Here is a 24,461-nt window from a genome sequence, read left to right as displayed (position 1 = left end):
GGGTCAGCGCGTACTGAAGAGCGGAACCCAGCGGCCGGGGTAGTCGGCGCTCGCCTTGCGGAAGCCGCTCAGCGGCACGACCCTCTTGGTGCCGACGGTGACCAGCAGCAGCTGATTGCGGAACTCGCCCTTGCCGCCGCATTTCCTGGGGTCGCAGCCCCAGGCGATCAGGCGCTTGTTGTCGGCCCAGGCCAGGAGTTGCTGGACCGGCACGGTGCTGATCTGCTTCCCCGTGTGCGGGTCAAGGATCGCGGAGGCGACGGTGGTTCCGTGGCCCGCGAAGTCGCCCGCCGCGAGCTTGCCGTCGGGCGAGAGCCCCGCGGCAACCGATACAGGGCTCTTCTCGTCCGCCGGCCAGCCCGTCTTCTCGCCCTTCAAATCGTAGTAGTCGCGGAATGGCTCCTGCGGGGTGTCGGCGTGGACGAGGGTGCCGTCATGGTTCCACTCGAAGTCCTGGCGCGGGTTGCCGAACCAGCCCCCGTCGTCCTCCCGCCCATGCGGTGCCTTGTGCCATTGCGCCTCGCCGGAGTTCACGTCCACGATGGTGAAACCGGTACGGCTGGGCACGGGCCCCGGAACGGCCTTGCCGTTCACCTTCTGGATGTGGTCTTTGAAGTTGCGGTCGGGGTTTTTGGCGTACGTGGTTGCCACGAGCTTCGTGCCGTCCGGGGAGAAGGCCACTGCTGCGACGCCCCGGTCCATGTCGATCCAGCGATCCACGTGACCGGTGATCAGGTCGAGCAGCCCGATGCGCCTGGCCGGCAATTCGCCCTCCAGCACAGCAGCGGTGCGGGAGCCGGGCGCAACGTCCAGGAAGGCCCACTTGGTCTTCTCGTACGTGCCCGTCTTCTGGTCCAGGAGCCCGTAGACGCGCGTGAGGACGATGTCGCCGCCCGGCTGCTTGACCTTTTTGTGCACATAGAAGGCGGACATCACAGTGTCGCCCGCCGCGATCAGGTCCCGGGGCGGCGACTGCTGAGGGTGGCCGATGATGTCGCTGCGGTTCATCTGGCTGGCCGGGCGCACCTCGTCACCGCCCCCGCTCAGGCGCGGTAGACCCACAGCGCCCGCGACCACTACGACTGCGGCCACGGCAAGAGAGGCGAACCTGCGGGTGCGGCGGCGGCGCCGCACCGCCAGGACGCGGTCGGCGAAGTACGGGGGCGCGGGCATACTGTCCGCGGCCTGCTCACGCAATGCCTCGCCCACCAGTTCATCGACGTTCACGGACGCACCTCCACCGGTGAGCAGTCACGGGACAGCGGTTCCTCGGCCTCGGCCGGGCCGAGAGCGGCCAACTCGGGAGCATGAGCACGCAGCCGGGTCAGCGAGCGGCGGGTTGCGGACCGTACGGCCCCCACCGAGCACCCCAGGATCCGGGCCACGTCGTCCTCCGGCAGGTTCTCGAAGTAGCGCATGACCAGCAAGACGCGCTGCCGGGCGGTAAGCCGGGCCAGCGCCCCGCGCATCACCAGACGCACCTCGGCAGCCGAGGCGGTGACCGCAGTCGCCGCCCCCTCGGGCCGTGGGGCGATGCTCCGGCCCCGCCATGGCCACTTCAGCCGCCGGCGACCGACCTGCTGCCGGTACAGGATCTGGCGTACGTACGCCTCCGGTTCCTCGATCCGGCTCCACCGGCCAGCCGTCTTGACCAGCGCATTCTGCAGCATGCCCTCAGCCGCGAGGCGGTCCCCGCCACTCAGAAGCACCGCGGTCTTGAGCAGCGCCGACGCCCGGGTCGCGACGAACTCGCGGAACCTCTCCTGATCCGAGGCATCCATCGTCACCTTCTCTTCCGGCGGGCACAGCACCCGCCTCCTCTAATCCGTGTGACGCTCCCGGCCGGCCACCGCTATGCCTCAGCTGGCAAGAATCTCAACTCCCGCAGTCCCCCACGCTGCTCGTGGGCCGCGTCGAGTCCGGCGTCCTGATGGCGGCCCGGACAAGAGGGATTCTGATGATGCCCTCCATTGCCCACCACGACCATGAGCTGCAAGGATCCAACCTGAAACGTCAACGCGGAGTAGTCCAGCCCCTGCAGTCTTCGCGGTCAGGCAGACCCAACCCTGCGCCCGGCCAGAGCGCAAACGGGCAGGCACTTCGGACTTCAATGAGGCTGTGCCACCCGCTGAGGCCTTGGGACTGCGGGAGTTCGGCCGTTCTGCGTGCTCGAAAAACCGTGTGCCTCGGCCGCTGCACCTCCCTAGGCTTCACGTCATGGACAACGCCCGGACGGAAAGCCTCGTGAACGTCGTGGACGTCGAGGCGACCTGCTGGGTTGGTTCCCGGCCACCTCACCAGGTCAGCGAGATCATCGAGATCGGGCTGACTGTCATCGACCTGGATGCCGGCGAGCGCCTCGCTCGGCACCGGATCCTGGTGAGGCCCACCCGGTCCACGGTCAGCGCGTTCTGCACGGAACTGACCGGCCTGACCCAGAGCGAGGTCGATCAGGGGGTCACGTTCGCCGAGGCGTGCCGCCTACTGGCAGCCGAGCACCACGCAGGGGCCCGGTCGTGGGTCAGCTGGGGCGACTACGACCGCCACCAATTCACGCGGCAGTGTCAGGCCACGCAGACGCCCTACCCCTTCGGCCGCCACCACACAAATGCGAAAGCTGTCTTCACGGAGGCATACAGACTCCGCAAACGCCCCGGCATGGCACAGGCCCTGGAGATCGCCGGGCTGCAGCTCGAAGGCCGTCACCACCGCGGCGAGGACGACGCCTGGAACATCGCCGCCCTTGTGCTTCGCCTCTCCGAACGGGGCGCCTGGCCGAACGCAGCAGAACTACCCGCCTGACGCGGCACACTCGAAGAGGCCTCCGCTGCATCCAGCACAGCGGACCTCATGGACAACTGCCTCACCGAGACAGGACTGACGAGGCGCCCGTAATCGCCGACAGGCCCGCACAGCCCGAACGCACAGACTCTCAGCATGCCTTGGGCGCCTTGTACGGCTTGGCCGCCTTGGCGTAGTGAGTCGCTCCAGCAAGCTGAGAATGGAACGACATCTAGTGCGTCTCGGGACCCAAGGCGACGCGGACGGCGGCCAGGATGGTGTCGGTGTCGGCGCCCAGCGCGCGAGCGGAGGAGATGAAGTCGCGTGCCAGGGTGGAAAGTTGAGAGGCATACGTGTGCGTCGGGTGAGTAGGGGCTGCCGCGACCCTGGAGCCCGCCCCGCGGCGGGTGCGGATCAGCTCGGCGGCTTCCAGTTCGCGGTAGGCGCGGGCCACGGTGCCGGGTGCGAGGCCGAGGTCGGTGGCCAACTGGCGCACGGTGGGCAACCGGTCACCCTCGGCCAGCTGTCCGGTGACGATCAGCGCGCCGAGCTGGGCGCGGATCTGGACGTATGGCGGCACCTGGCTGTTCGTATCCACCTGGACTGCAGGCTCATTCATGGCCGAGGGCCTCCTGCGTCGCATCGTCGCCGACGGCCCGGGGGGCGACCACAGTGACCAGAGACCAGGCCACAGTGAACAGATTCAACAGGGCCAGAGGGTAGAACACCCAGAAGGTGAGCGCCCCCAGGGCACCGGCACAGCCCGTGTCCGTCAGCGAGATGGAGACCATCAGTACGGCGTAAAGCTGCTGGCTCGACACCAGCAGGCCCCAGGCCCCCGTGACCGCCCACGCGCGGTCGCGGCGCTGCTGCTCTCGGCCCGGCCCGTGTGCGATGCGGCGCAGGGCCCAGAGGCACGTGGGAGTGGCTATGGCGAGCGCGCCGAACATCGGGAGGCTGTAGTACAGCCCGGGCCAGGGGCCCAGAGAGGTCTGCATCCCGTTGCAGGTGACGGCTACGACCTTTCCCGTGTTGAAGCCGTGGTCGGAGCTGCCGGAGGCCGTGGCGGCCGTGATCGTCAAAAGCGCGACGAGCGTGATCCCCTGAAGGGCAATCAGGGGGCCCATGCGCGGTGGCACGTGGTCTCTGATCAAGCGCGGGGTGAGGCTGGCGGTACGTACCACCTCCTGGGGGACCAGAGTCAGCGCGTCGGCAAGAAGGACGCCCGCCACTGCGCACAGTCCGAAGACGGTGATGCAGAACACGACCCTCTGCTCGAACTCGATATGCCCCAGCGTGGACAGCGCCTGTGCGGCGTTGATGCCGATGGCCAGGCCGGACCAGCGTGCGTAGTGATCGGCGTGATCGAGGAAGCGGTGCCGGCGCGCGGCGCTGTCGAGCATTGAGGGATCCCCCCAGATCATCTTGTATCAAGTGGCGAGTACAAGATGTCCTAGGCGGAAACCTTGTGTCAAACATCAGGTACAAGGCTGCTTCTGAGGGACCGGCAGAGACGGCGCCAAGGCAACGCCGTGCTCGGGCGGCGTCCAAGGTCGGGCCGACCATCGGCAGGACGAGAGTGGCCATGGCCTGAGAGTGGCGGGCGCGCGCTTGCGAACCCGATCGGGCCGCGTGGGCTGCCGTTCATCCGACAAGTCGGCCTGATGGGCATGGATTCTCAAGATCGGGTGTGCGACGGCCGATGCGTCTGCGGGGATGATCTTCAAAGAAGGGCAGGATGTCATGACCTCAGCACCGTTGCGACGGTCTCTGGACTCGCTCGCGGCCGCCGTCGAGGAGCTGCGGGCCGGGCGGCCGGTCATCGTGGTCGATGACGAGGACCGGGAGAACGAGGGCGACCTGGTCATGGCGGCCGAGTTCGCGACCGCCGAGAGCTTGGGCTTTTTCGTCCGCTGGACCAGTGGGCTGATCTGTGCGCCGATGGCCGCGGACGTCGCCGACCGGCTGGAGCTGCCGTTGATGGTCCCGCCCGCTGCCGGCGCCGACCCGGTCGAAGCGACGGCCTATACCGTGTCCGTGGACGCGGCCGGCGTCGGCTCGGGCATCTCGGCCGCCGACCGCGCGCTCACCGTACGGACACTCGCCCACCCAGCAACCCGGCCAGAACAACTGATCCGGCCCGGGCATGTGTTGCCGCTGCGGGCCCGGGCTGGGGGGATCCTCGAACGGCGCGGGCACACCGAGGCCACCGTCGACTTGCTGCGCCTCGCCGGGCTCCACCCGGTAGGCGTCATCAGCGAAGTCTGCGAGGACGACGGCTCCGTTGCCAAATTCGAGAAGTTGCGGACCTTCGCCGACGAGCACAGCCTCATGCTGATTTCGATCGAACAGCTGGCCAACGGAATTTCCCTCGCGGACACGGCGGCCGTGTGAGCCGCAGGGTGCACGCGACGGTCTTCGACCTGGACGACACGCTGGTCGACACCAAGGACGCGTGGGCCCGGGCGTGCGCCGGCTTCGCGGCCGGTCACGGCCACCGGTGGCAGACCAAGGACACGGCCGCCCTGCACGGCAACGGCGCCTGGGCGTCGTACGTCGTCGGCCTGTGTGCCGGCGCGGTGAACGCAGCCGAGGTGGTCGCCTCCTGCACGGACGCGATGATCGAGGAGTGCGTGGCGGGGCGCGTGCAGGCGCTGCCCGGAGCCGTGGAGCTGGTCCGTGAGGCCGAACGGCACGGACCTGTCGGTGTGGCCACGGCCAGCCCTCGGCGCTTCGTCCACACCGTCCTCGGCAGGCTGGGCCTCATGCCATACCTGAGTGCCGTCGTGTGCGGCGAGGACGTGACGCGGGTCAAGCCCGCACCGGACCCCTACCTGCGCGCGGCCGCAGAGATCGGCCTGCCGCCGTCCGACTGTCTGGCTGTCGAGGACTCGCCCGCCGGTATCCGGTCGGCAACCGCCGCGGGGATGCGCATCCTTGCCATCCCTCGGGCCGGCACGCCACTGCCCCTCGACATCGCCCACCTGCCCACCGCCCGCGCGCATTCCGCAGTCGGCGCCCTGCCCTTGCTCACTGGCCTGCTCACCGGCGAGCGCCCCCTCATCCGTGACAGCGCCGCTACCTGATTCACAGCGCGGTGCGGGTGCCGCTCTCCGACCCCGGGGAGCGGCCTCGCAGCTGCTTCGCCGATGCCCCAGGGCGATTTGCGTGCCAACGCCGAAGAACCCGTCCCTTCCCCGAAGATCGACCACACACGCCGACGGAGGCCCGGGCCTGTCGCCCCGGTATCGGCCTGCACAGCGCCAGATCGAAAGGCGGGATCACGCGTCTGCAGTGTGTCCGAACGCCGTCATGAGTCCCGATCATCGACCGATAGGGTTGCTCGGGCAAAGCCCAGCCGGTGGTCGGCTGCGGCGCAGCCACGGATGCGGAGGTCGGTCGTGACGGGTTTGACGGTCATCGGTTTCGTACTGGCTGCCGTACTCGTCGTCGCGGGGTGCGTCAAGGCGGAGCGGGTCCGCGCCCTGCGTTCTTCCCTCAACCCTTCGGCTTCCGAACTCCCCGACTCAGCCTTCCTGTTGGGCCGAGTGATTTTTTTCGGCCTGGCTGGTGTGCTGGTCTACACGGGAGTCCACGGCCTTGCCGTCTCCGACGACTCGGAGTGGAGTGATGACGAACTGACCGTCGCGGTACAGGAGGCCGTGGCATCTCTGGACGGCTCGTTCCGCCTCGACGACGGCGTCACGGACGAGGGGTACGCCCTTGTGCTCGAGGACGAGATCGTCGAGCACGGCGCCGCAGACGCCCCGCAGATGGGGGTGTACGCGGAACCCGCCGAGACGAACCAGGAGTCCGACGCCGACTACACCGTGACCGCCTCCGGCGCCGAAAAGGCTTTCTGCGTACACGTCCAGCGCCACAGGTCGAAGAAGCACGACTGGGACTCACCGGGCATCGCGGGCGGCAAGGGAGTCACCGTCCCGGCGTTCGCGTACGCGGTGACAAGTCGCGAGGGCGGCTGCTGAGGTAGTCGGGTGGGGCGGCTCGGCGGCCGGGACGGAACTCTGGGGGAACAGGCGCCGGACCGACCTCGTCGCCATCGCCCCGCCGCTCCATGGGACGGGGTCACCGCCATCGTGATGGCACGCGCCCAGTGGCCGGCGGGGCCAACCGAGAGGGGTCTGCGGCCGCCGGCGCTGCGAAAATCCGCGAGCACGGTCTACCGCGCCCGTATCGCGGCTGCCGGTCGGAGAGGGGCGCCGCCTCACATGTCGAGAACGATGTCGGCATCCGGCCGAGCACAGCAGATGAGCACCTCGCCTTCCGGCGGCTCCTCCAGCGGCGCAGGGGCGTAGGTGACCGCGCCGGACAGCAGCGGGGTGGTGCAGGTGTGGCACACGCCGGTACGGCAGCTCCAGCGCGTGGGCACGTCGCAGGCCTCGGCCAGTTCCAGTACGCTGCCTCGGCTCTCGGGGAAGGGAGTGGAGATGCCGCTGCGGGCGAAGGTCACCTGCGGTCCGGTGCCGGGCCCGTCGGAGGGCTGGTGAGGCGGCCCGGCCGCTTGAGCGGTGAGGCCGGGGTTGATGCTGGGCAGCGCCGAGAAGGCTTCGGTGTGGATGCGGGCCGGGTCGATGCCGGCTGCGGTGAGGGCGTGTCGCATGTCGGCCATGAAGGCGTCGGGGCCGCAGAGGTAGGCGGTGGCGTCGGTGGGAAGGGACAGTGCGATCAGGGTGTCCCGGGTGAGTCGCCCCCCGGTGAATCCGTTGCGGAGGTGATCCGTCGGCGTGAGCGCGCTGTAGAAGACGTGCTCATGTCCGTGCGGCAGGGTGGTGAGCAGGTCGTGTGCTTCGGCGGCAAGGGGATGCTCCGAGGGACTGCGGGCGCCGTGGATCCACCAGACCTCGCGGTCGCGGTCGCGGTCGGAGAGTTCGTGGAGCATGGCCAAAACGGGTGTGAGACCGATACCGGCCGAGACGAGGATCACCGGCTCGCTGCCGCCGGTGAGGACGAAGTCGCCGCGGGGCGCTGCGACGTCGACCAGTGCGCCGGGGCGCATCCGGCTCGTCAGGTAACTGCTCACCGTCCCACGGGGTTCGTGCTTGACGCTGATCCGGTAGCGGCCGTTGACGAGCGTCGACGAGAGCGAATAGCTGCGGACTGGCGGGGGTTGAGCGGTCGAGGGGAGCCGCAGCGTGAGGTATTGGCCGGCCCGGGCGTGAGGCAGAGGAGTGCCGTCGGGCGACCGCAGGTACAAAGAGGTGACGGAGGAGCTCTCACTCACCACGTCGTCCACCTGCAGTTCGCGGAACCCCGTCCAGGCCGGGCCACTGAGTGCACCGGAGTCTCCTGAAGCGAGCAGGTCACGGAAGGACCCCTGCCAGCCGGGGCTCAGGGCGGTGATGGACAGGGCCAGGCGCAGCTTGTCTCTGTCCCGGTCGGGCAGATAGAGCAGGGCATCGGTGTCGGTCACACTCAGCGAACCCGGCCCGGTGCGGGTCTTGGTGATCGTGTCGCCGGCCTGGACGTGGCCCTCGCGGATGACCCGCATGTAGAAGCCGGGCCGGCGGTGGCTGACCAGCAGGGCAGGCAGCTGGGGTTCACCGACCCGCATCCCGACGCGGTAACAGGTGACCCTGGGCTGGGTGACTTCGAACTCGGCATCACCGATGACATAGCGGTCACCGATACAGACCTGGTCATCGCTCAGGCCGTCGACGGTGAGGTTCTCGCCGAACTGACCGAAACCGAAGTCGTCGCGGCCGAAGTACCGCTGCCAGTACCGGTAGGACTGCAGCTGATAGACAAGGACGGCGCGCTGTTCACCGCCGTGCCCCGCACGGTCGCCCTGGCCGTCGCCTTCGATATTGAGTCGGCGGACCATCACCGGGCCACTGACCGGCTGCTTCCACACGCCGGTGTAGACGGTCTTGCCATGCCAGTCCACGTGCTGCGGCATGCCGACGTTGACCGACAGCAATGAAGGCATCTCCCGCTCCTCCCTGATGCTGGGCCTGGCCCACGTCGGCCGGGCGGCGACGGTCCACCGCCGTGGGGGTAGCGGTCACGGGATCCGGCGTGACGCGGCGTGTCTCCTCCAGTGTGTGATCTCGAAGGAGACCGTGCGAGATCACGACAGCGAACCGTGATCTCGGTGGACCAGTTCGCGGGACCCATTCCGGCAGCTGCTGTCAGGGCAGAGCGATCTCGCCCTGATTCAGTACGCGGGAATGGAAGTAAGCCGCCTGGATTTCAGCGTTCGTGTTGTTCCCGCGCAGTTGCTCCGACCACATCATGAACCATGCCCACTTGGGCTGACTGTCCAGGAACGCACCGGTCGGCATCTTGCCCATCTCGGCGATCGCGATGGGTTTCGTTCCCGCCAGGTTTCGTATTTGCTGGTAGTCGGCGGCGCTGGGGTAATTCTTGTACCAGGCGTCCAGCGATACGACGTCCACGTATCCGCTGCCCGGGTAGTAATTGCTCCAGCCGCCCGCCGGGTTGTCCTGGACGTTCCAAACCCAGATCAGATTATCCAGACCCTTGGTACCGGCGAGGTAGTCCCGGGTGATCTGATAGGGGCGGGCACTGCCGTTGGCGCCGGGGCGGTTCCCCCACCAGTTCCACGATTCGTTCATCTCGTGCAGGGGACGAAAGAGAACCGGGACGCCCGCGTTCTTCAGCTGCTGGAGATAGGGCACGGCCTCGTCCAGCCGTCGCTTCCATGCGGCGTTGAGTGTCGATCCGTTGGTGACGATCTGCGAGAACTGCGCGTCGGTGATGTTCGACTCCACGCCACCCTCGAAGGCGCAGGAACTCCCACCGGTCGGCGGGCAGACATGCCAGGTGAGAGCGACCAGTGAGCCGTTGGCCCACTCGGTCTTCGCCTGGTCGACCACGCGCTGCCGGTTGGCCACGTCCGAGGCGTTGAACATCAAGTCGCCGCCCCAGAGCCCCGGGTACTGCCCGGTGACGTCCTTCACCTGCTGCGTGTACTGCCCTGGCGAGGTGGCGGGCTCCTTGTTGTGCTGACCGGAAACGATGTGGTTCCCGGAAATGGACTGCAGGTAGTTCAGAACGTTCTGCTTGGGCGTGGCGGGAAACGCCTGCGCCGATTCCGTCGCCGGCGAGTAGGAGACCGACGCAATGACGGCCCCTGCGGTCAGGGTCGAAGTAATACCGAGCCGAATTTTGTTCATGGCATCCCGGCTTCCGTGTTTGATTGAACGGATTCCTTACAGCCAGGAAGATGGCTGCTCTCGTGACGTCCGTCAACGGGGTGCGCCATTTTCCGCAACCACCCGGCAGGAAGATTTACTTAACGTTGACTAAAAAGCCGTGGAGGCCGCCGATTTCTGCGCCATGCGCGTTTTCATCCGAAAAATTCCCGGACGCCCATCACGGGGCCCGGAAGAACCGGCCGAGTTGTCCATAGGTGATCACCTGCTGGCCTGCGAAGCCTGTGTCGGCAGGGGCTGACCGTGACCTCTGCGCTGTGCCCACTTCAGAGGCCCGCGCAAGCGGGTGGGTTGACCGACGCGCATCTGGCCCTCCCCGAAGCGTGACCAGGCCCTTGGAGTCAGCTGACCGATTCTCTGCTCACAGAGCAGGCGGGACCGACACTGGGCCGCTCCCGAGAAGCCGCTTGGCCTCCTCGCGCACGCCGGCGTCCTCATCGGCCGTAAGCGCTTCGAGTTGCTGCACGAACTGGCCCAGCCGATCATCGGCGATCATCCACTCTTGATGGTTGAACACCTCTCCATCGAGCTGGTCAGCAGTCCACCACTCCTCAGCCCGTGACAGCGCCGCAAGCACAATGCGCAGGGCAACAAGATCCCGTCGTCGCATCAGCGCCTCCGCCGTTTTCTGCGTGACGCCAGTGTCGTGCGGGTCCAGGAGAAGCCGCTCAAGCACCTGCGCGGCTTCGTCCTGACCTGCGATCGCCGCAAGCTGCCTGCCAGCGGCAGCTCTGCACGACCACGACTCCGACTCGGCGTCGCGGAGGGCTGCCATGAATTCGCCTGTCCTTGGCTCCCGGCTCACGCAGCCATGTTGCCTTCCCACGGGTCGCCTGCCTACTTCGTTTACGAGGTCAGCGCTCCCCAGGTCGGTCGCACAGAAGCGGGCTCCGCCCGGACGCCGGGACCCGAGCCCGCTGCACGGCGCACGAATGGACTGGCGACACTGAGCTTGGCGGACGCCGGCCCGACACTGGCACTACTCGCAGCCCTCGCGTCCGGAGAACACCGACATCGTCACACCGAAACGGCACACCGTACGTGTGGCGCTGGCCGGCGGGCGATCGCACACCGGGCCTGGCCTACGACAGGGACGGCGGCCTGACCTTGTACTTCCAGCACACCCGGGCCACCAATCCGCGGCAGGCCGCAAACCGGCTGCCAGCACCCGACGGCCCCTTCTCCGTCGTCCTTCGCGTCTACGGCCCGGACCCCGCAGTGCTGGACAGCACCTGGCAGCCACGCAGCCCGACCGTGGCGGACTGAGCAGGGGGACGCCATTGGCTGAGGCGCGAGGAGTCCAAGGCCGGGCTTGATCGAGGACCTGCTCGCGGACAGACTGCTTTCCATGGGATCAGTAGACGTGGCCACCGAGGGACAACTCGGGAACAACCGATGAGTGCCGACCTGCCCTTCTTTCGCTATCACCCCGATCCCCTCGCCAGCGGGTCCATCCGCGCGGCCGCCGATACGTGCGCCTGCTGCGAACGCAACACGGGCTGGATCTACACGGCCACCTTCTACACCACACACGAGGTCAACGGACGTTTCTGTCCGTGGTGCATCGCAGACGGGGCCGCGGCCGAACGCTTCGCGGGTGAATTGACTGACTCCTACGGGCTCGACGGTGTCAGCGAGGACGTCTTGCATCAGGTCACTCGCCGCACTCCTGGCTTCCACGCCTGGCAGGACCCGCACTGGCTCGTCCACTGCCAGGACGCGGCCGCCTTCATCGGCGAAGCCGGATACGCCGAGCTGGCGGCGCACCCCGAAGCCCTCGGCCAGATGCGGGCCGACATGCGCCGCGACGGCTGGCACGACGAGAAGCAGCTTGAGCACTTCCTGACCCACCTGGGCGACGGGGCGACCGCCATGCTCTTCCGCTGCACCGTCTGCGGCGCCCATATCGCCTACGCCGACGCATCCTAGAAGTGGGGCGATCGTTGGCTTCCTGATCGGCCTGGGGCTGACCACCATCGTGCGCCAGGAGGCCGGCCCGTGGGAGCAGCCGGCGGCGAGGGAAACGTCGCCCATGGTGCATGGCCCGCAGGGGGTGGCCGCGTGCCTCCCGTGGAGGGCCAGGCCGGGCCGGAGGACTCCGAAATCTTTGGCGTCGGGTAAAGAATCCGGCGGCGTTCGGCCTCTCAGCAAGCGTACGGCCGTTGCTTCAAGGTGAGGCGCTGGGCCGCAGGCTGAAGGAGGTCCGGTGAAATCGGCAGAAATGGGCGCCGAGGTGTCCCTGGCAGTGCCGTTCGCGTCGTCGCCGAGCTGCGCGCTGAAGAGCATCGCGTTCCGCGACCGCGCCACGGGGAGAGCTGAGATGATTCGCGCCGAGGGCGAATCTGCGGTCCAGACGTGCGAGGGACGCCGGGCGAGGAAGCGGGGGCGGCGTGGCTGACCGGGACGGGCCGCGGTCGCGGCACGCCGAGGCACTGGCAGCGCTGGTGGAGGAGCGGATGGTGCGCTATGCCGCCAAGCGGCTCTGTTGCCGCGACGTGCCGCAGTCGTCGGCGGACCCTCAGGACGTCGTGCAGAACGTCCTGAAATCCGTACTGGCGCTCGATGAGCCGATCGATAACGTACGCGCGTACGTCTACCGGTGCATGGAGCGCGAGACCGATCGTGCCGCGCAGCGATACCGCCTGGGGAGGGGGTACGCGTCGCTCGACGCGGACGTGCGGCCGGAGGACGAGCCAGTGGTGGAGCCTATCGCCGAGGCCGAGGTGCGGCATGTGCTCGACGAAGCACTGGCGAACTTGCCCCTGCAGCAGCGCAGAGTGGTGCTTCTGACGCGGGAACTGGGGATGACGCAGGCGGAGGCGGCTCAGGTACTGGGCTCCGCATCCGGCACGGTGGGCGTCCATGCACACCGGGCCATCCGCGCTCTGCGCGTGACACTCGTCGGTCTGGGCACCGCCCTTGTCGTGTGGACCACCTGGTTCGTCAGATTCGGTGAGAAGAAAATCATCCCGGCCGCAGGTCCCGATTCGCCGGCAGTGATCATGCTGAGTCTCACCAGCGTCGTCGGTCTCCTGCTCATCGCCCTGGTGGTACTGCTGGCGAGGGCCTCAGGAGACGTCGGCATCCGGTGGAGGGACGTGATGAGAGCAGTCGGCAGGGCGCTCGAGCCCGCGCCCGAGAGCCCCCGAGACAGCAACGTCATGTGGTCTTCCACCAACACCTTTTACGACTGATGGGAGCAGACCGCACGCTGGACACCGCTTGATTCTGTTCGGCGGTCAGGGCCGCCCGCAAGGGGGGGTGCACGGCGACGGCGTCGATGAAATCCCGGAACAGAGGCCGCAGAACGTCAGGGCGCTCCAGGTGCACGTCATGCCCCGTGCCGGGAACGCTCACGGCCGTCGCCCCCGGCTGCCGTCGGAGCATGGCCTCGGCCTCCTGCTGGGGAATGAAGCCGTCCTGGCCGAGCACGGCCAGGACCGGGCAAGTGATTCTCGCCCACTCGTCCCAGAAGGAGCGCTGGGCGTTCTCGGTGAGCGAGGCGACCATGACGTCCCGGTCGAAGCGCGGCCTCCAGCCTCCGTCGCGTTCCTCCAGTCCGGTTGCCCACCCCTCGCCGACGGCACCGCCGCCGAGGAACTCCACGGCGGCTTCCCGCGACGGGAAGGGTGTCGGCCACGCGTCGAGCCATCCGCCGATCTCGTTCTGCACGTTCGGGTTCGGACCGCCCGGGCCGGCCTCGACCAAGATGAGTGCACGCACGAGGCGGGGGTGCGCGGCGGCGGCGAGCATGGCGGTGTGGCCGCCCAGGGACTGCCCCACCAGAACGGACTGGTGCAGGTCGAGCTGTTCGAGGACGGCGACGACATCAGCGACGTACGCGGCACGGCTCACCTGGTCCGGGTAGCGCTCGCTGGCACCGTGGCCACGCTGGTCCACGGCGACGACCCGGTAGCCGGGGCTCAGGGTCCGGGCGAGGTCGTCCCATTCGCCTGCGTGGCCGGCCAGTCCGTGCAACAGGACGACCGGCGGACCTGAGCCGCCCCAGTCCCGGCAGGACAAGCGCACGCCGTCGCGTTGCACGGTGCGTTCGGACCAGGTCATGCGGCCCCTTTCCGGGTCGGGTGGATCGGCTGTCGTGGTCTGGTGGCCGACATGCTCTCGGCGAACAACTTCTGCTTGTCCGCGTGTACTTGCAGACGGTCTGCCAGGAGGCTTCGGTGTGCCGAGCTGCTGTCCGCACCCACTCCCCCTTCACCGGTGCTCATCGTCGCGCATAGTACTGGACGGTACAGTACCGATACGGGTACTGTACCGTCCAGTTCCGACGTTCGGGGCTGCCGACCCCTAGGGTCTGCGTAGAAGTTTGGGGCTATGCCCATGGACAAGGTGCTCTCGGCCGACGGCACGACGATCGCCTTCGAGCAGCGGGGCTCCGGTCCTGCCGTGGTGCTCGTCGGCGGTGCCTTCATGACCCGTGGCGATTCGGCCGCGCTCGCCGGCCTGCTCTCCGAGCACTTCACCGTCGTCACGTACGACCGCCGGGGCCGCGGCGACAGCGGGAACAGCCCGGAGTACGACGTGCGGCGCGAGGTCGAGGACCTGGAAGCGCTGATCGGGCGCGCGGGCGGCGAGGTGATGGTCTTCGGCATGTCCTCCGGCGCCGTGCTGGCGCTGGAGGCCGTGGCCCGGGGCAGCGCCGTCTCTCGGCTGGCCGTGTACGAGCCCCCTTCATCACCGACGACAGCCGTCCGCCGCTGCCGGCCGATTACGTCGCCCACCTGACGGAGCTCGTCGGACAAGGCGCGTTGGGCGACGCCGTGGCCTACTTCATGACCGCGGCCGTGGGCATGCCTGCCGAGGCTGTCGCCGGAATGCGCCAGGCCCCCTTCTGGGCCGGCATGGAGGCCACCGCGCGCACCCTGCCCTACGACGGCCAGGTCATGGGCGACACCATGTCCGGGCGGCCGCTGCCGGCCGGTCGCTGGAAGTCCGTGAGCGTGCCCGTTCTCGTCGGCAGCGGGGACGCAGGCGCGCCGCACATGCTCACCGGAGCGCGAGAACTCGCCGCACTGGCAGACAACTTCACCCTGCACGTCTTCTCCGGCCAGGAGCACGGCATCGAGCCGGAGCTCCTCGCCCCGGTCCTGACCGACTTCTTCACGACCGGAGAGCAGGCGTGAGCAACGCCGCCCACGGCGCATACGCCCCCTGCCTCGGCAACGCCCACTCCCCCGCAGTACGGCCGTGAGCGGCTGAGCTGGAACCACGTCCGGGCGACGGGCGACGAGGGCCCGGTCTTCCGGCCAGGTGATTCCTCATCGGGCCCGGCCGCCGTACGGGACGGAGCCGGACACCGCCGTACGTGACGGCGAGATGCCGACACCCCGGGACTACGCCCTCTTGGCGAGGTGAGCGAAGACGACGAGGTTCTCGGTGTAGTCCTTCGCGGTGCCGTCGTAGGCGCCGGAGCAGGTGATGAGCCGTGCGAGTGCCTTGGGGGTGTCGTCGTAGACGCGGCGGTTCGGGAAGTCGTCCTTGCTGAAGCTCTCGACGGAGTCGACGACGAATACAGCAGTGGTGCCGTCCGCACGCATGACCTCGAAGCTGTCGCCGGCCGTGAGTTCATTGAGCCGGGCGAACACCGCAGGGGCTGTGACGGTGTCAAGGTGCCCGGCGATGAGCGCGGTCCCCTGCTCGCCCGGCGAGATCCCCGCGGCATGCCAGCCCACCAGGTTGGTGTTGTTCGCCGGCGGCGCTCCAAGGGCGCCGGAGGGCCCGATCGCCAGGGCCGTGAAGGGCGCGTTCACTCCGATCTTCGGGATCTTCAGACGCGTGGGTGCCGACCTCGGCATCGTCACGCCGACCGCCGCGGAGGCGCTGGGCTCACCGGGGCGCGACGACTTCCTGGCGGACGACGAGGTGGGCTCTCGAGACGCGGGCGAACCGGTCGCATCGTGGGTGAAGCTGTTCGGGCCCACCACGAATACGAGCACGAGCAGGACCAAGGTCCAGAAGACGGTGGTTGCGACCCATCGCGCTCTACGCCGGGACACACCCGCACCGGTGAGATCTGGTCGGGACTTCACCAGGAACACCTTTCGAATTCGCGAGACGGGTTGGGAGGCAAGGCGAGCGGGTGCCGGGACGTGGGGGGGGGGACCCCGGGGGGGGGGGGCCCCCCCCCCCCCCCCCCCCCCCCCCCCCCCCCCCTCCCCCCTCTCCCCCCCCCCCCCCCCCCCCCCCCCCCCCCCCCCCCCGGCCCGTACCTCGGCCGCCAGTTCGTCGCCGGGGTTCTCGTCCAGCCAGCGGCGCAGGTTGAGCCACTGGGCGGCCCGGTAGCGGTCGTAGCTGTCCTGATCGGCCAGCATCATCTCCACCACGTCGTAGCCCAGGCCGGCGAACTGCTCCAGCAGCTCGGGCAGCAGGCGGAAGTCGGACCGGTCGGCGGCATGGCAGGCCTCGACACACTCCTGGCCGGAGGGTTCCCGGCGCCAGTACGGCTCACCGATCAGCAGCAGCCCGCCGGGGCGGAGACTGCGGGCCAGGAGCTCGACGGTCCCGGCCACGCCGTCCCCGATCCAGGTGGCGCCGATGCATGCGGCGACGTCGACCGGCTCGTCCGCGACATGGCCGCGGGCGTCGCCGTGCACGAAGTCGAGGCGGTCGGCCACCCCCAGTTCGGCGGCGCGGGCGCGGGCCCGCGACGTGAACACGGTGCTGATGTCGACGCCGGTCCCGGTGACGCGGTGATCGTGTGCCCAGGTGCACAGCAGCTCACCCGACCCGCTCGCCAGGTCCAGCACACGCGTACCGGGCCTCAGGTCCAGTGCCTGCCCGAGCGCGGCCAGCTTCTCAGCGGTGATCGGGTTGTGGATGCGGTGACTGCTCTCGCGAATACTGAAAATGCGCGGAAGATCCACGGAAGGGATTCCTTCGGTTCGATGCGGTCATGGCGTTCACGAAGGACAGCCGGCCGGAGCCGGCCACCAGAGCCTGGACCGTCATCAAATGCACCCCATCAGGACGTGTGGATCGGACAGGCCGGGACGCTAGAGCCCGCAGCCCCCGCCTGTCCACCGATTTCCAACTGCCCGACCATCCAGGCCACTTGCGGCACCGCCGCGGCCGCGACGACGGTGGCCGAGCGGCGAGGACGCGGGGCCGGACACCGACCGGCAGCACCTCCGGGCAGCGGAGGAACGGCGGGGAAGTGCCGAGCGCACCGAACGACACCCTCCGTTGCTGCATGATGTCCCTCAGCAACAACGTCCCAGGGGGGATCATGCACATCCGCACCACCGCCGCGGCCGTCACCGCGGTACTCGCCCTCACCCTCGTCGGCTGCAGCAGCGACGACGGCGCCGACGCCAAGTCCGAGCCCGGCAAGGCCACTACGGCCACGACGCCGGCCGCGAAGACGCCGGACCCCACAGGCTCCAAGGACTCCAAGGGCGCCGGGGGCGCGGACTCCGGCGACACCAAGAAGAAGACAGGCATCCCGGCCGACCCCGACCCCGCCACCCGCGCCCAGCTCCTGCGCGCCCTGAGCGCCATCAACCCCGCTCTGGTCGCCGACGAGGACAAGGCCGTGACCAACGCACGCAACCAGTGCTCGACCATCAACGGCGGCGGCAACGCCGAGACCGCCGCCAAGTCCCGCTTCTCCACCAGCACCCACAAGGTCACGCACACCGAGGCCAGAAAGATCAACGTGGCCGTGTCGTCGGTGCTCTGCCACTGACGCCGCCACGGTGGCGCCGGTGACGAGCCCCGCCACCCAGCCGGACACCGTCTGCCGGCACAGACGGCACCGCCCCCGCCGGCAGGGGAGCACCGCGACCGCGGGGGTCGCGCGCACCGCCCCGCCTGGGCTATCATCGATCTTGAGCGCGCCGCCGAACTGCGGTGACCGCGCCTCGCGTTGGTGGTCCAAGGAAAGACGCCCCACTTCCCGTGGGGAAATGCAGGTGCAAGGCCTGCCCGGCGCTCCACACAAGCCCCACCCCGGTCCTCCCGGGGTGGGGCTTTCTGCGTTGCGGCGCGCCCGCCCGCCCACTCCTGAGGACGCGGGCCGGAGCAACTGCAGTCGCTCTGGCGGCCGTTGGGCAAGGGGCCTCGGTGCCGGGGGAGGGTGGCCGGACCGCTTCACTCCGTGAGATCGTCCGCGGATGACGACCGACGGGGGAGAAGCGACGTTGCCGCGGCCGGACGACCGCACCGCGTCCGTGCTGCGTTTCGTGGTGGAGCTCATCGCCTGGGTGGCGACGCCCTGGGCGCTGGCCGGCCACTCCTGGCTGCTCGCCGTCCTGTCGGTGGTCCTCCTGGTCGGCCTGCCCACCTGCTTCTCCACCCCCGGCGACAAGGCGACGGTCATCATCGCGGTGCCGGGCCGGGTCACGATCCTTCTGGTGCTGCTCCAGCTCGCCGCGGCCGTGACGTCCTCGTGGCTGGCCTGGCCCGGCTGGGCGGCGGCGCCCGTCACCCTGCTGGCCCTGGCCACCCTCGTCACGGAGCGCCGGCGCTGGCAGTGGCTGGCCTCCGGCGCGCCGGGACGCCGGGCAGAGCGCCCCGCCGCCGACTGAGGCACCGTCACGTAGGGGGCGCCGATGCCGTAGGACCGGGAGCGTGTCCGCTGCCGCGTCCGGCGGCGTCAGAAGACCGGCTCGCCGATGCCCAGCAGGTTGCCCTCGCTGTCGCGGAACCAGGCACCGCGTTCCCCGCGTGCACCCTTGCTGGGATAGTTCCCCTCGACCTCGGCGATCCCGTCCACCGTACGCAGACCGGGCACGTCGACATCCTCGAACACCACGCCGCGTCGTCTCAGCTCGGCCACGGCCGCCTCGATGTCCCCGACCTCCAGCGCCATCTGCGTGAAGGTGCCGGGCGAGGCTCCCGTCGACGCGAACAGTACGAACTCCCCGCCCGCGCACCGGTAGAGCAGCCCTCCGGGCCGCTCGTCGACGGGCTCCAGGCCGAGCCGCTCGGCGTAGAAGCGCCGCGCCCGCTCCAGATCCCGGGCCGACAGCCTGGTCGCCACGCGGGCCCCGGCCAGTACCTCGTTCCTGCCGCCATCGCTCATCCTCCCACTGTGCCGTGCACACCCCTCATCGGCGCTACGGACACCCGGTACGTGTCCTTGCCGACAAGAACGCACATCTCCAAGTCGGCGGCACCAAGAAATGGGCTGCGTCGGACTCCGCGCCCTGACGTACGTTCGTGCGCGTGACGTATGCCCTGGAATCAAGGAGGGTGGCCCGGTGAGCGACTGGTGGGCCCACCTGGAGGAACAGACCCGTCGGGAGGTCGACGCCGACGTGCTGCGGGATCGCCGGCTGCCGGCGGTCGTATCCGTCCTGAAGGCGTTGCGCCCGCTGGGAGCGAGCCTGCACGAGGCCGAGATGGTGGTCCACGCGCGGTACGAGGCATTGGGAGACCGAGTGCAGCGCAGACCGCCCGATCCGCTCGATCTCGCCTCGCTCGCCGCCCGCGCCGCAGCACCCCCGGGCCGTGTGGCGGCGGTGGAGGCGTTGTGGGACGGCGACACCGTGCACGACTGGTTCGTGATCCTGGTCGCGGTCCTGGACTCCCCGGAGGGGGAGCGCCACTTGGCGACCGTCCACCACCGCCCGGACGGCTCTCCGCCCGCCGTCGCCGCCGCCGAGGCGGGCCGGGCGCTGGCCGGCCATCTCGGCGTGCCCTTTCACTTCGCCTCCCCGGACACCCCCGATGACCGGGCGCCGCGATGGCGGACTGTCCAGCGGCCGACGGGCGGGGCGTGATCGGGCAAGGAGGGGGCCATCACGACGGTTCGACGGGACCTGCCCGTCCGGCGCTTTGCGTCGACGTCGCCGCCGAGTTCGCCGCCGTCCCGACGTCTGACGCGGCATCCCCCGGCTCGAGCTCCGCCGCGGCCGCGCCGACGCCGACCGGCACACCTGGCGTGCACAGTCTCGTCCCTCTTCGCCGTCGACGACGACGTCGGCATCACGCCGAGGGCCAGCTCGGTGACGGCGTCCCGCTCCGGGGGACGCTCACCCGGACCTGAAGGTCGTGCAGTACCGTCGCCTGCCATCGTCGAGGCCCGCGACGCACTCGGGCAGGAATTCGGCCGTGAGCGCTTTGTCGACTACGTCAGCCGCCACCGGGCCGACGGCGCTGTGCGAATGACGCGGCCCCAGCGGCCCGGCCGCCGCTCTCTGACCCGGCCACCCGCCAACGGGCGCTGGCTGCTCTCTGGAATGCCTAGAAGGCGGGCAGAGGGGAACACAGCGTGCGCGATACGCGAAGGGCGGCGTGGCAGGAGTGCACCGCCGCACCGGAATAGGCCATCGTGAGCGAAAAGAGCGGATAGATACTGATCGTCCGAGCATAGAGGGATGCAATGGCTGCAGTGACGGAACCGGTCGCGCCGGTGCCAGTGGCGGGGCGCGGCAAGGGGCAGGTGATCGTGTCGTGGGTGACGACGACCGATCACAAGAAGATCGGGCACCTGTACCTGATCACATCGTTCGTGTTCTTCCTGTTCGCGGGCGTGCTGGCCCTGCTCCTGCGGGCCGAACTCGCCCGGCCGGGCCTGCAGTTGCTCACCAGTGAGCAGTACAACCAGACGTTCACCCTGCACGGCACGATCATGCTGCTGCTGTTCGCCACGCCGACCTTCGCGGGCTTCACCAACGCGATCATGCCGCTGCAGATCGGCGCCCCGGACGTGGCCTTTCCGCGGCTGAACATGCTGGCGTACTGGTTGTTCCTGTTCGGCGGGCTCATCGTCGTCGGCAGCCTCCTCACCCCGCAGGGCGCGGCCGACTTCGGATGGACCGCCTACACCCCGCTCAGCGGAGGGGAGCGCGCGCCCTACATCGGCGGCGACATGTGGATCATGGGGCTGGCGCTGTCCGGGTTCGGCACGATCCTCGGCGCCGTCAACTTCATCACCACCATCATCTGCATGCGCGCCCCCGGCATGACGATGTTCCGCATGCCGATCTTCACCTGGAACGTGCTGCTGACCTCGGTCCTGGTGCTGCTGGCGTTTCCCGTGCTGGCGGCGGCGCTGCTGGTGCTGGAGGCCGACCGCCGCTTCGGCGCCCAGGTCTTCAACCCGGAGAACGGCGGGGCGATCCTCTGGCAGCACCTGTTCTGGTTCTTCGGCCACCCCGAGGTCTACATCCTCGCCCTGCCGTTCTTCGGCGTGGTCACCGAGATCTTCCCCGTCTTCTCCCGCAAGCCGATCTTCGGCTACGTGGGCCTGGTCGGCGCGACCATGGCGATCACGGGGCTGTCGGTGGTCGTATGGGCGCACCACATGTTCGCCACCGGCGCGGTCCTGCTGCCGTTCTTCTCCTTCATGACCTACCTGATCGCGGTGCCGACGGGAGTGAAGTTCTTCAACTGGATCGGCACCCTGTGGAACGGCTCCCTCAGCTTCGAGACGCCCATGCTGTGGGCACTGGGATTCCTGGTGACGTTCCTGTTCGGCGGCCTGACCGGCGTCATCCTGGGCTCACCACCGATGGACTGGCAGGTCACCGACACCTACTTCGTCGTGGCGCACTTCCACTACGTACTCTTCGGCACCATCGTCTTCGCCATGTTCGCGGGCTTCCACTTCTGGTGGCCGAAGATGACCGGCACGATGCTCGACGAACGCCTGGGAAAGATCCACTTCTGGACCCTGTTCGTCGGCTTCCACACCACCTTCCTGGTGCAGCACTGGCTGGGCGCGGAGGGCATGCCCCGCCGCTACGCCGACTACCTGGCCGCCGACGGCTTCACCGTCCTCAACACGATCTCCTCCATCGGCGCGTTCCTGCTGGGGCTGTCCACCCTGCCGTTCCTGTACAACGTGTGGAAGACCGCCAAGTACGGCAAGCGCATCGACGTCGACGACCCCTGGGGCTTCGGCCGCTCCCTGGAATGGGCCACCTCCTGCCCGCCACCGCGCCACAACTTCGTCGCCCTGCCCCGGATCCGCTCCGATTCCCCCGCCTTCGACCTCCACCACCCCCAGGTCGCCGCCCTGGACCAGAAGGAGCACTCCGGCAGGCGCGACGCCTTCGACCCCACCGAGGACGGGAACTGAGCCCGCCGCAAACGGCAGCGCATGCACTGCCGCGCGCGCCCGCACCGGCACTACTCCCTTCCGTGGGCCGGCAGGCGCCCGGGCAGCCCGAGCCGCGGGAACCGGTCGTCGTGGAACGTGATGATCTCGGCGATGGCCCCGCCGACGACACGCAGGACGTCGATCGTCAGCGGCAGGTACACGCCCTGCCGCTCGTGCCACAGATAGAAGGCGACGGCGGGCTGCCGGTTCACGCAGGTCGGGACGGCGCGCAGGCCCCGCATGCTCTCGAAGCCGCTCTCGACCCAGTCCTTCACCACCGCGTCCCGGCCGACGTACAGGCCCGGCGTGGGCGGCATCGAGCAGCGGACGTCGTCCCGCAGCAGGGCGGCGAGCTCGTCGACGTCCGTGGCCACACTGGCCTCGGTGTAGCGGCGCACCAGCTCGCGGGTCGCGGTGTCCTGCTCGCCGCCGCTCCAGTCCTGCCGTTCGGCGGGCAGATGCTCCCGCATGCCCGCCCGGGCCCGCTGCAGCGCGCTGTTCACGGAGTTGACGGAATCCCCGAGGAGCTCCGCGACGTCCTTCGCCGGCCAGCCGAGCACGTCCCGCAGGATCAGCACGGCCCGCGGGCGCGGCGCGAGGTGCTGGACCGCGACCACATACGCCAGCTCGATCGTCTCCCGGGCGACGGCGACGCTCTCCGGCTCGTCCCCGCCGGCCGCGGGCACCTCGTCCAGCAGCCGGTCCGGATAGGGCTGCAGCCACGGCACCTCACCGCTCTTCGCCGGCTCCGGCCGGCTCCTGGCGAGCAGATCCAGGCAGGCGTTGGTGGCGATCCGGTACAGCCAGGCCCGGAACGTCGACCGCCCCTGGAAGGTCTCCCGCCGGCGCCAGGCACGCAGGAACGTCTCCTGCACGGTGTCCTCGGCGTCCTCGAACGACCCCAGCATCCGGTAGCAGTGCACGTGCAGCTCCCGCCGGTGCCGCTCCGCCAGACCCGCGAACGCCGGCTCGTCGACCTCTCCCACACCGCTCACGCCCAGCTCCTCAAGCCGCGTGTCCGTACCCATCACGTCATCCTTCCGCCTCGCCGTGCCCCCTCGTAGATGTGACGGGCACGGGCGCGAAAACTCATCACCGGCATGAATCGGCAGAGCCGGCAGAGCGGCGCCGACGGGCGGTCGGGCCAGGGGCCTGCCCCGCTGGAGGGGGCGCGCCCCGGATTCAGCCACGAGAACCTGGAAAAGGGTCGGGCAGCGATGTCGAGAACGAGTGGCCGGCTCCGTCCCCGCCGTGAACGCGACCGCACGGCTCGCACCGCTCAAGGAGAACGATGATGGCCAAGTACCTGCTGCTCAAGCACTACCGTGGCGCCCCGGCCCCGTCCAACGACGTGCCGATGGAGCAGTGGACGCCGCAGGAGATCTCGGACCACGTGCAGTACATGCGCGACTTCGCGGCACGCCTGGAGGAGACCGGCGAGTTCGTCGAAAGCCAGGCACTCGTCCCCGAGGGCACGTTCGTCCGCTACGACGGAGAGGGCCGCCCGCCGGTCACCGACGGCCCCTTCGCCGAGACCAAGGACCTCATCGCCGGCTGGATGATCATCGACGTCGACAGCCACGAGCGGGCCCTGGAACTGGCCGGCGAACTGTCCGCCGCCCCCGGGGCCGGGGGCAAGCCGATCCACGAATGGCTCGAACTGCGCGCGTTCTACGCCGAGCATTGTGCTGTCACGGAGTGACCTCGCAGAGGGGGCGAAGTCCTGCTGCGCCGCGATGCCGCCGCTCGGCTGCCGGTGGTCCCGCCGACCCCCGCAACGCCCGTGGGACCGGCAGGACCATGCGGCCTCAACCGCGCGGCAGGCACGCTCCGACGGCGGCTCACCCGTTCGGCCCCCACCGCACGGGCGCTGACCTCCCTCCACGTGCGCGGACGATTACCTCACCGTCGACTGCCCAAAAATCTACTCTGGCGAGAGTAGACATTGGTCGGTGCTGTGGTTATGGTTTCTCTCGTAGCCAGAAGGACCGCAAGGACCTGGCAGAGATGAACTGCCGGTCAGCAGTGTGCAGTTGCAGTTGGCAGGACGGTGCGGTGGTGGAGTTCCGAAGCCATGGCTGTTGCAGGACGGCGACGGGGCTGACGACCGGACCGGGTGGCTCGCAGTCATCAGGAGCCGCCATGGCAGTACCCGCAGGTGCAGTTCGCAGTACCCAGCAGCGAAGTCAGTGAGCAACACCTCGGTGAAGGCGTCGGCTGCGGACGCGCGCACCGGGAAGTTCGGCGGTGGGGTTCCGCGCCAGAGCAGATGCAGGAGGGCGACGGGGCCGGCTGCCGAAGGGTGACGCTTACTCAGGTCACCAGCAGTACAGCGCAGTACGCAGTGCCGGCAGTACCCGCAAAGAGCAGTACCTCGTAGCACCAGCAGTACGCAGTCCCCCCAAGGTAAGTGCAGA

General features: G+C 69.1%; 25 protein-coding genes and 1 pseudogene. 14 read left to right on the top strand and 12 right to left on the bottom strand.

Features of this window, described 5'->3' with window-relative positions; all coding sequences use genetic code 11:
* Positions 1-3: 3 nt before the first annotated feature.
* Together ACZ4NT_RS04635 and ACZ4NT_RS04630 are read right to left on the bottom strand one after the other, a co-directional pair.
* Positions 4-1,227 (bottom strand): WD40 repeat domain-containing protein, encoded by a 1,224-nt coding sequence (locus ACZ4NT_RS04635; protein WP_467723374.1) that lies wholly within the window; start codon positions 1,225-1,227, stop codon positions 4-6.
* On the bottom strand, positions 1,224-1,781 hold the full coding sequence (locus ACZ4NT_RS04630) for a SigE family RNA polymerase sigma factor (RefSeq protein WP_467723372.1): 558 nt from the start codon (positions 1,779-1,781) through the stop codon (positions 1,224-1,226). The genes ACZ4NT_RS04635 and ACZ4NT_RS04630 overlap by 4 nt, the downstream gene beginning before the upstream one ends.
* 436 nt (positions 1,782-2,217) lie before the next feature.
* On the opposite strand from ACZ4NT_RS04630, the gene ACZ4NT_RS04625 reads away from it, so the two are divergent.
* Positions 2,218-2,802, top strand: a complete 585-nt coding sequence (locus tag ACZ4NT_RS04625; RefSeq protein ID WP_467723370.1) for a 3'-5' exonuclease — start codon at positions 2,218-2,220, stop codon at positions 2,800-2,802.
* A 211-nt stretch (positions 2,803-3,013) separates the two neighbouring features.
* Here ACZ4NT_RS04625 and ACZ4NT_RS04620 read toward each other — a convergent pair whose 3' ends face one another.
* Positions 3,014-3,400, bottom strand: a complete 387-nt coding sequence (locus tag ACZ4NT_RS04620; protein ID WP_121408812.1) for a GntR family transcriptional regulator — start codon at positions 3,398-3,400, stop codon at positions 3,014-3,016.
* Positions 3,393-4,184 carry a hypothetical protein gene (locus ACZ4NT_RS04615; RefSeq protein ID WP_467723368.1) on the bottom strand — a complete coding sequence of 264 codons (792 nt, stop codon included), beginning with the start codon at positions 4,182-4,184 and terminating at the stop codon, positions 3,393-3,395. Before ACZ4NT_RS04615 ends, ACZ4NT_RS04620 begins: the two co-directional genes overlap by 8 nt.
* A gap of 313 nt (positions 4,185-4,497) precedes the next feature.
* Between ACZ4NT_RS04615 and ribB the strand changes: the two genes are divergently transcribed.
* The 3 genes from ribB (at position 4,498) to ACZ4NT_RS04600 (ending at position 6,767) form a co-directional block, all read left to right on the top strand.
* Positions 4,498-5,175, top strand: a complete 678-nt coding sequence (gene ribB / locus ACZ4NT_RS04610) for a 3,4-dihydroxy-2-butanone-4-phosphate synthase (RefSeq protein ID WP_220784205.1) — start codon at positions 4,498-4,500, stop codon at positions 5,173-5,175.
* Positions 5,172-5,867, top strand: coding sequence for an HAD family hydrolase (locus ACZ4NT_RS04605; protein ID WP_467723365.1), 696 nt, complete (start codon positions 5,172-5,174; stop codon positions 5,865-5,867). The genes ribB and ACZ4NT_RS04605 overlap by 4 nt, the downstream gene beginning before the upstream one ends.
* A gap of 315 nt (positions 5,868-6,182) precedes the next feature.
* Complete coding sequence (locus ACZ4NT_RS04600) at positions 6,183-6,767, top strand: hypothetical protein (RefSeq protein WP_467723363.1); 585 nt, start codon at positions 6,183-6,185, stop codon at positions 6,765-6,767.
* Positions 6,768-7,006: 239 nt separating this feature from the next.
* On the opposite strand, the gene ACZ4NT_RS04595 is transcribed toward ACZ4NT_RS04600, so the two are convergent.
* The 3 genes from ACZ4NT_RS04595 to ACZ4NT_RS04585 form a co-directional block, all read right to left on the bottom strand.
* The gene (locus ACZ4NT_RS04595) at positions 7,007-8,728 is read right to left on the bottom strand and encodes an MOSC domain-containing protein (RefSeq protein WP_467723361.1); all 1,722 of its coding nucleotides are present in this window, start codon (positions 8,726-8,728) and stop codon (positions 7,007-7,009) included.
* Positions 8,729-8,930: 202 nt separating this feature from the next.
* On the bottom strand, positions 8,931-9,938 hold the full coding sequence (locus ACZ4NT_RS04590) for a glycosyl hydrolase (protein WP_467723359.1): 1,008 nt from the start codon (positions 9,936-9,938) through the stop codon (positions 8,931-8,933).
* Positions 9,939-10,338: 400 nt separating this feature from the next.
* Entirely contained in the window at positions 10,339-10,752 is a 414-nt protein-coding gene (locus ACZ4NT_RS04585) for a hypothetical protein (protein ID WP_467723357.1), read from the bottom strand.
* A gap of 266 nt (positions 10,753-11,018) precedes the next feature.
* Between ACZ4NT_RS04585 and ACZ4NT_RS04580 the strand changes: the two genes are divergently transcribed.
* The 3 genes from ACZ4NT_RS04580 (at position 11,019) to ACZ4NT_RS04570 (ending at position 13,171) form a co-directional block, all read left to right on the top strand.
* Entirely contained in the window at positions 11,019-11,243 is a 225-nt protein-coding gene (locus tag ACZ4NT_RS04580) for a DUF1214 domain-containing protein (RefSeq protein WP_467723355.1), read from the top strand.
* Positions 11,244-11,372: 129 nt separating this feature from the next.
* Complete coding sequence (locus tag ACZ4NT_RS04575; protein WP_467723353.1) at positions 11,373-11,906, top strand: CbrC family protein; 534 nt, start codon at positions 11,373-11,375, stop codon at positions 11,904-11,906.
* Between the two features lie 461 nt (positions 11,907-12,367).
* Positions 12,368-13,171, top strand: a complete 804-nt coding sequence (locus ACZ4NT_RS04570) for a sigma-70 family RNA polymerase sigma factor (protein ID WP_467723351.1) — start codon at positions 12,368-12,370, stop codon at positions 13,169-13,171.
* On the opposite strand, the gene ACZ4NT_RS04565 is transcribed toward ACZ4NT_RS04570, so the two are convergent.
* Positions 13,137-14,042 carry an alpha/beta fold hydrolase gene (locus tag ACZ4NT_RS04565; RefSeq protein WP_467723349.1) on the bottom strand — a complete coding sequence of 302 codons (906 nt, stop codon included), beginning with the start codon at positions 14,040-14,042 and terminating at the stop codon, positions 13,137-13,139. The genes ACZ4NT_RS04570 and ACZ4NT_RS04565 overlap by 35 nt on opposite strands.
* Before the next feature lie 270 nt (positions 14,043-14,312).
* On the opposite strand from ACZ4NT_RS04565, the gene ACZ4NT_RS04560 reads away from it, so the two are divergent.
* Both ACZ4NT_RS04560 and ACZ4NT_RS04555 read left to right on the top strand, forming a co-directional pair.
* Positions 14,313-14,723, top strand: coding sequence for an alpha/beta fold hydrolase (locus ACZ4NT_RS04560; RefSeq protein ID WP_467723347.1), 411 nt, complete (start codon positions 14,313-14,315; stop codon positions 14,721-14,723).
* 23 nt (positions 14,724-14,746) lie between these two features.
* The gene (locus tag ACZ4NT_RS04555; RefSeq protein WP_467723345.1) at positions 14,747-15,121 is read left to right on the top strand and encodes a hypothetical protein; all 375 of its coding nucleotides are present in this window, start codon (positions 14,747-14,749) and stop codon (positions 15,119-15,121) included.
* A 210-nt stretch (positions 15,122-15,331) separates the two neighbouring features.
* Here ACZ4NT_RS04555 and ACZ4NT_RS04550 read toward each other — a convergent pair whose 3' ends face one another.
* Positions 15,332-15,994, bottom strand: a complete 663-nt coding sequence (locus tag ACZ4NT_RS04550; RefSeq protein ID WP_467723571.1) for a class F sortase — start codon at positions 15,992-15,994, stop codon at positions 15,332-15,334.
* Between the two features lie 207 nt (positions 15,995-16,201).
* Positions 16,202-16,861 (bottom strand): annotated as a pseudogene (locus ACZ4NT_RS04545) (SAM-dependent methyltransferase); the annotation flags it as partial.
* Between the two features lie 362 nt (positions 16,862-17,223).
* On the opposite strand from ACZ4NT_RS04545, the gene ACZ4NT_RS04540 reads away from it, so the two are divergent.
* Both ACZ4NT_RS04540 and ACZ4NT_RS04535 read left to right on the top strand, forming a co-directional pair.
* Positions 17,224-17,682, top strand: a complete 459-nt coding sequence (locus tag ACZ4NT_RS04540; protein WP_147464456.1) for a hypothetical protein — start codon at positions 17,224-17,226, stop codon at positions 17,680-17,682.
* A 427-nt stretch (positions 17,683-18,109) separates the two neighbouring features.
* Positions 18,110-18,523 carry a hypothetical protein gene (locus ACZ4NT_RS04535; protein WP_121409345.1) on the top strand — a complete coding sequence of 138 codons (414 nt, stop codon included), beginning with the start codon at positions 18,110-18,112 and terminating at the stop codon, positions 18,521-18,523.
* 68 nt (positions 18,524-18,591) lie between these two features.
* Here the strand turns inward: ACZ4NT_RS04535 and ACZ4NT_RS04530 are convergent, their stop codons facing one another.
* A complete protein-coding gene (locus ACZ4NT_RS04530; protein WP_467723342.1) occupies positions 18,592-19,020 on the bottom strand; it encodes a VOC family protein in 429 nt (142 codons plus the stop codon).
* Positions 19,021-19,198: 178 nt separating this feature from the next.
* Between ACZ4NT_RS04530 and ACZ4NT_RS04525 the strand changes: the two genes are divergently transcribed.
* Positions 19,199-19,720, top strand: a complete 522-nt coding sequence (locus ACZ4NT_RS04525; RefSeq protein WP_467723340.1) for a hypothetical protein — start codon at positions 19,199-19,201, stop codon at positions 19,718-19,720.
* A 602-nt stretch (positions 19,721-20,322) separates the two neighbouring features.
* The gene (gene ctaD, locus ACZ4NT_RS04520; RefSeq protein ID WP_121409342.1) at positions 20,323-22,023 is read left to right on the top strand and encodes an aa3-type cytochrome oxidase subunit I; all 1,701 of its coding nucleotides are present in this window, start codon (positions 20,323-20,325) and stop codon (positions 22,021-22,023) included.
* 50 nt (positions 22,024-22,073) lie between these two features.
* Here the strand turns inward: ctaD and ACZ4NT_RS04515 are convergent, their stop codons facing one another.
* On the bottom strand, positions 22,074-23,072 hold the full coding sequence (locus ACZ4NT_RS04515) for an RNA polymerase subunit sigma-70 (protein ID WP_467723338.1): 999 nt from the start codon (positions 23,070-23,072) through the stop codon (positions 22,074-22,076).
* Positions 23,073-23,338: 266 nt separating this feature from the next.
* On the opposite strand from ACZ4NT_RS04515, the gene ACZ4NT_RS04510 reads away from it, so the two are divergent.
* Positions 23,339-23,746 (top strand): YciI family protein, encoded by a 408-nt coding sequence (locus ACZ4NT_RS04510; protein ID WP_121409340.1) that lies wholly within the window; start codon positions 23,339-23,341, stop codon positions 23,744-23,746.
* Positions 23,747-24,461: the final 715 nt, after the last annotated feature.

The organism is Streptomyces sp. NPDC026417, from assembly GCF_055567695.1.
Note: the sequence above shows the minus strand (reverse complement) of the source record. Positions and strands in the feature narration are given on the sequence as shown.

What these genes read in the sequence shown, in the direction of transcription:
- ACZ4NT_RS04515 (WP_467723338.1), bottom strand. Translation starts at nt 23,072, where the DNA reads ATGGGTACGGACACGCGGCTTGAGGAGCTGGGCGTGAGCGGTGTGGGA.
- ACZ4NT_RS04630 (WP_467723372.1), bottom strand. Translation starts at nt 1,781, where the DNA reads ATGGATGCCTCGGATCAGGAGAGGTTCCGCGAGTTCGTCGCGACCCGG.
- ACZ4NT_RS04565 (WP_467723349.1), bottom strand. Translation starts at nt 14,042, where the DNA reads ATGACCTGGTCCGAACGCACCGTGCAACGCGACGGCGTGCGCTTGTCC.
- ACZ4NT_RS04585 (WP_467723357.1), bottom strand. Translation starts at nt 10,752, where the DNA reads ATGGCAGCCCTCCGCGACGCCGAGTCGGAGTCGTGGTCGTGCAGAGCT.
- ctaD (WP_121409342.1), top strand. Translation starts at nt 20,323, where the DNA reads ATGGCTGCAGTGACGGAACCGGTCGCGCCGGTGCCAGTGGCGGGGCGC.
- ACZ4NT_RS04540 (WP_147464456.1), top strand. Translation starts at nt 17,224, where the DNA reads ATGCACATCCGCACCACCGCCGCGGCCGTCACCGCGGTACTCGCCCTC.
- ACZ4NT_RS04625 (WP_467723370.1), top strand. Translation starts at nt 2,218, where the DNA reads ATGGACAACGCCCGGACGGAAAGCCTCGTGAACGTCGTGGACGTCGAG.
- ACZ4NT_RS04620 (WP_121408812.1), bottom strand. Translation starts at nt 3,400, where the DNA reads ATGAATGAGCCTGCAGTCCAGGTGGATACGAACAGCCAGGTGCCGCCA.
- ACZ4NT_RS04560 (WP_467723347.1), top strand. Translation starts at nt 14,313, where the DNA reads ATGCCCATGGACAAGGTGCTCTCGGCCGACGGCACGACGATCGCCTTC.
- ACZ4NT_RS04595 (WP_467723361.1), bottom strand. Translation starts at nt 8,728, where the DNA reads ATGCCTTCATTGCTGTCGGTCAACGTCGGCATGCCGCAGCACGTGGAC.
- ACZ4NT_RS04535 (WP_121409345.1), top strand. Translation starts at nt 18,110, where the DNA reads ATGACGACCGACGGGGGAGAAGCGACGTTGCCGCGGCCGGACGACCGC.
- ACZ4NT_RS04615 (WP_467723368.1), bottom strand. Translation starts at nt 4,184, where the DNA reads ATGCTCGACAGCGCCGCGCGCCGGCACCGCTTCCTCGATCACGCCGAT.
- ACZ4NT_RS04530 (WP_467723342.1), bottom strand. Translation starts at nt 19,020, where the DNA reads ATGAGCGATGGCGGCAGGAACGAGGTACTGGCCGGGGCCCGCGTGGCG.
- ACZ4NT_RS04575 (WP_467723353.1), top strand. Translation starts at nt 11,373, where the DNA reads ATGAGTGCCGACCTGCCCTTCTTTCGCTATCACCCCGATCCCCTCGCC.
- ribB (WP_220784205.1), top strand. Translation starts at nt 4,498, where the DNA reads ATGATCTTCAAAGAAGGGCAGGATGTCATGACCTCAGCACCGTTGCGA.
- ACZ4NT_RS04590 (WP_467723359.1), bottom strand. Translation starts at nt 9,938, where the DNA reads ATGAACAAAATTCGGCTCGGTATTACTTCGACCCTGACCGCAGGGGCC.
- ACZ4NT_RS04510 (WP_121409340.1), top strand. Translation starts at nt 23,339, where the DNA reads ATGGCCAAGTACCTGCTGCTCAAGCACTACCGTGGCGCCCCGGCCCCG.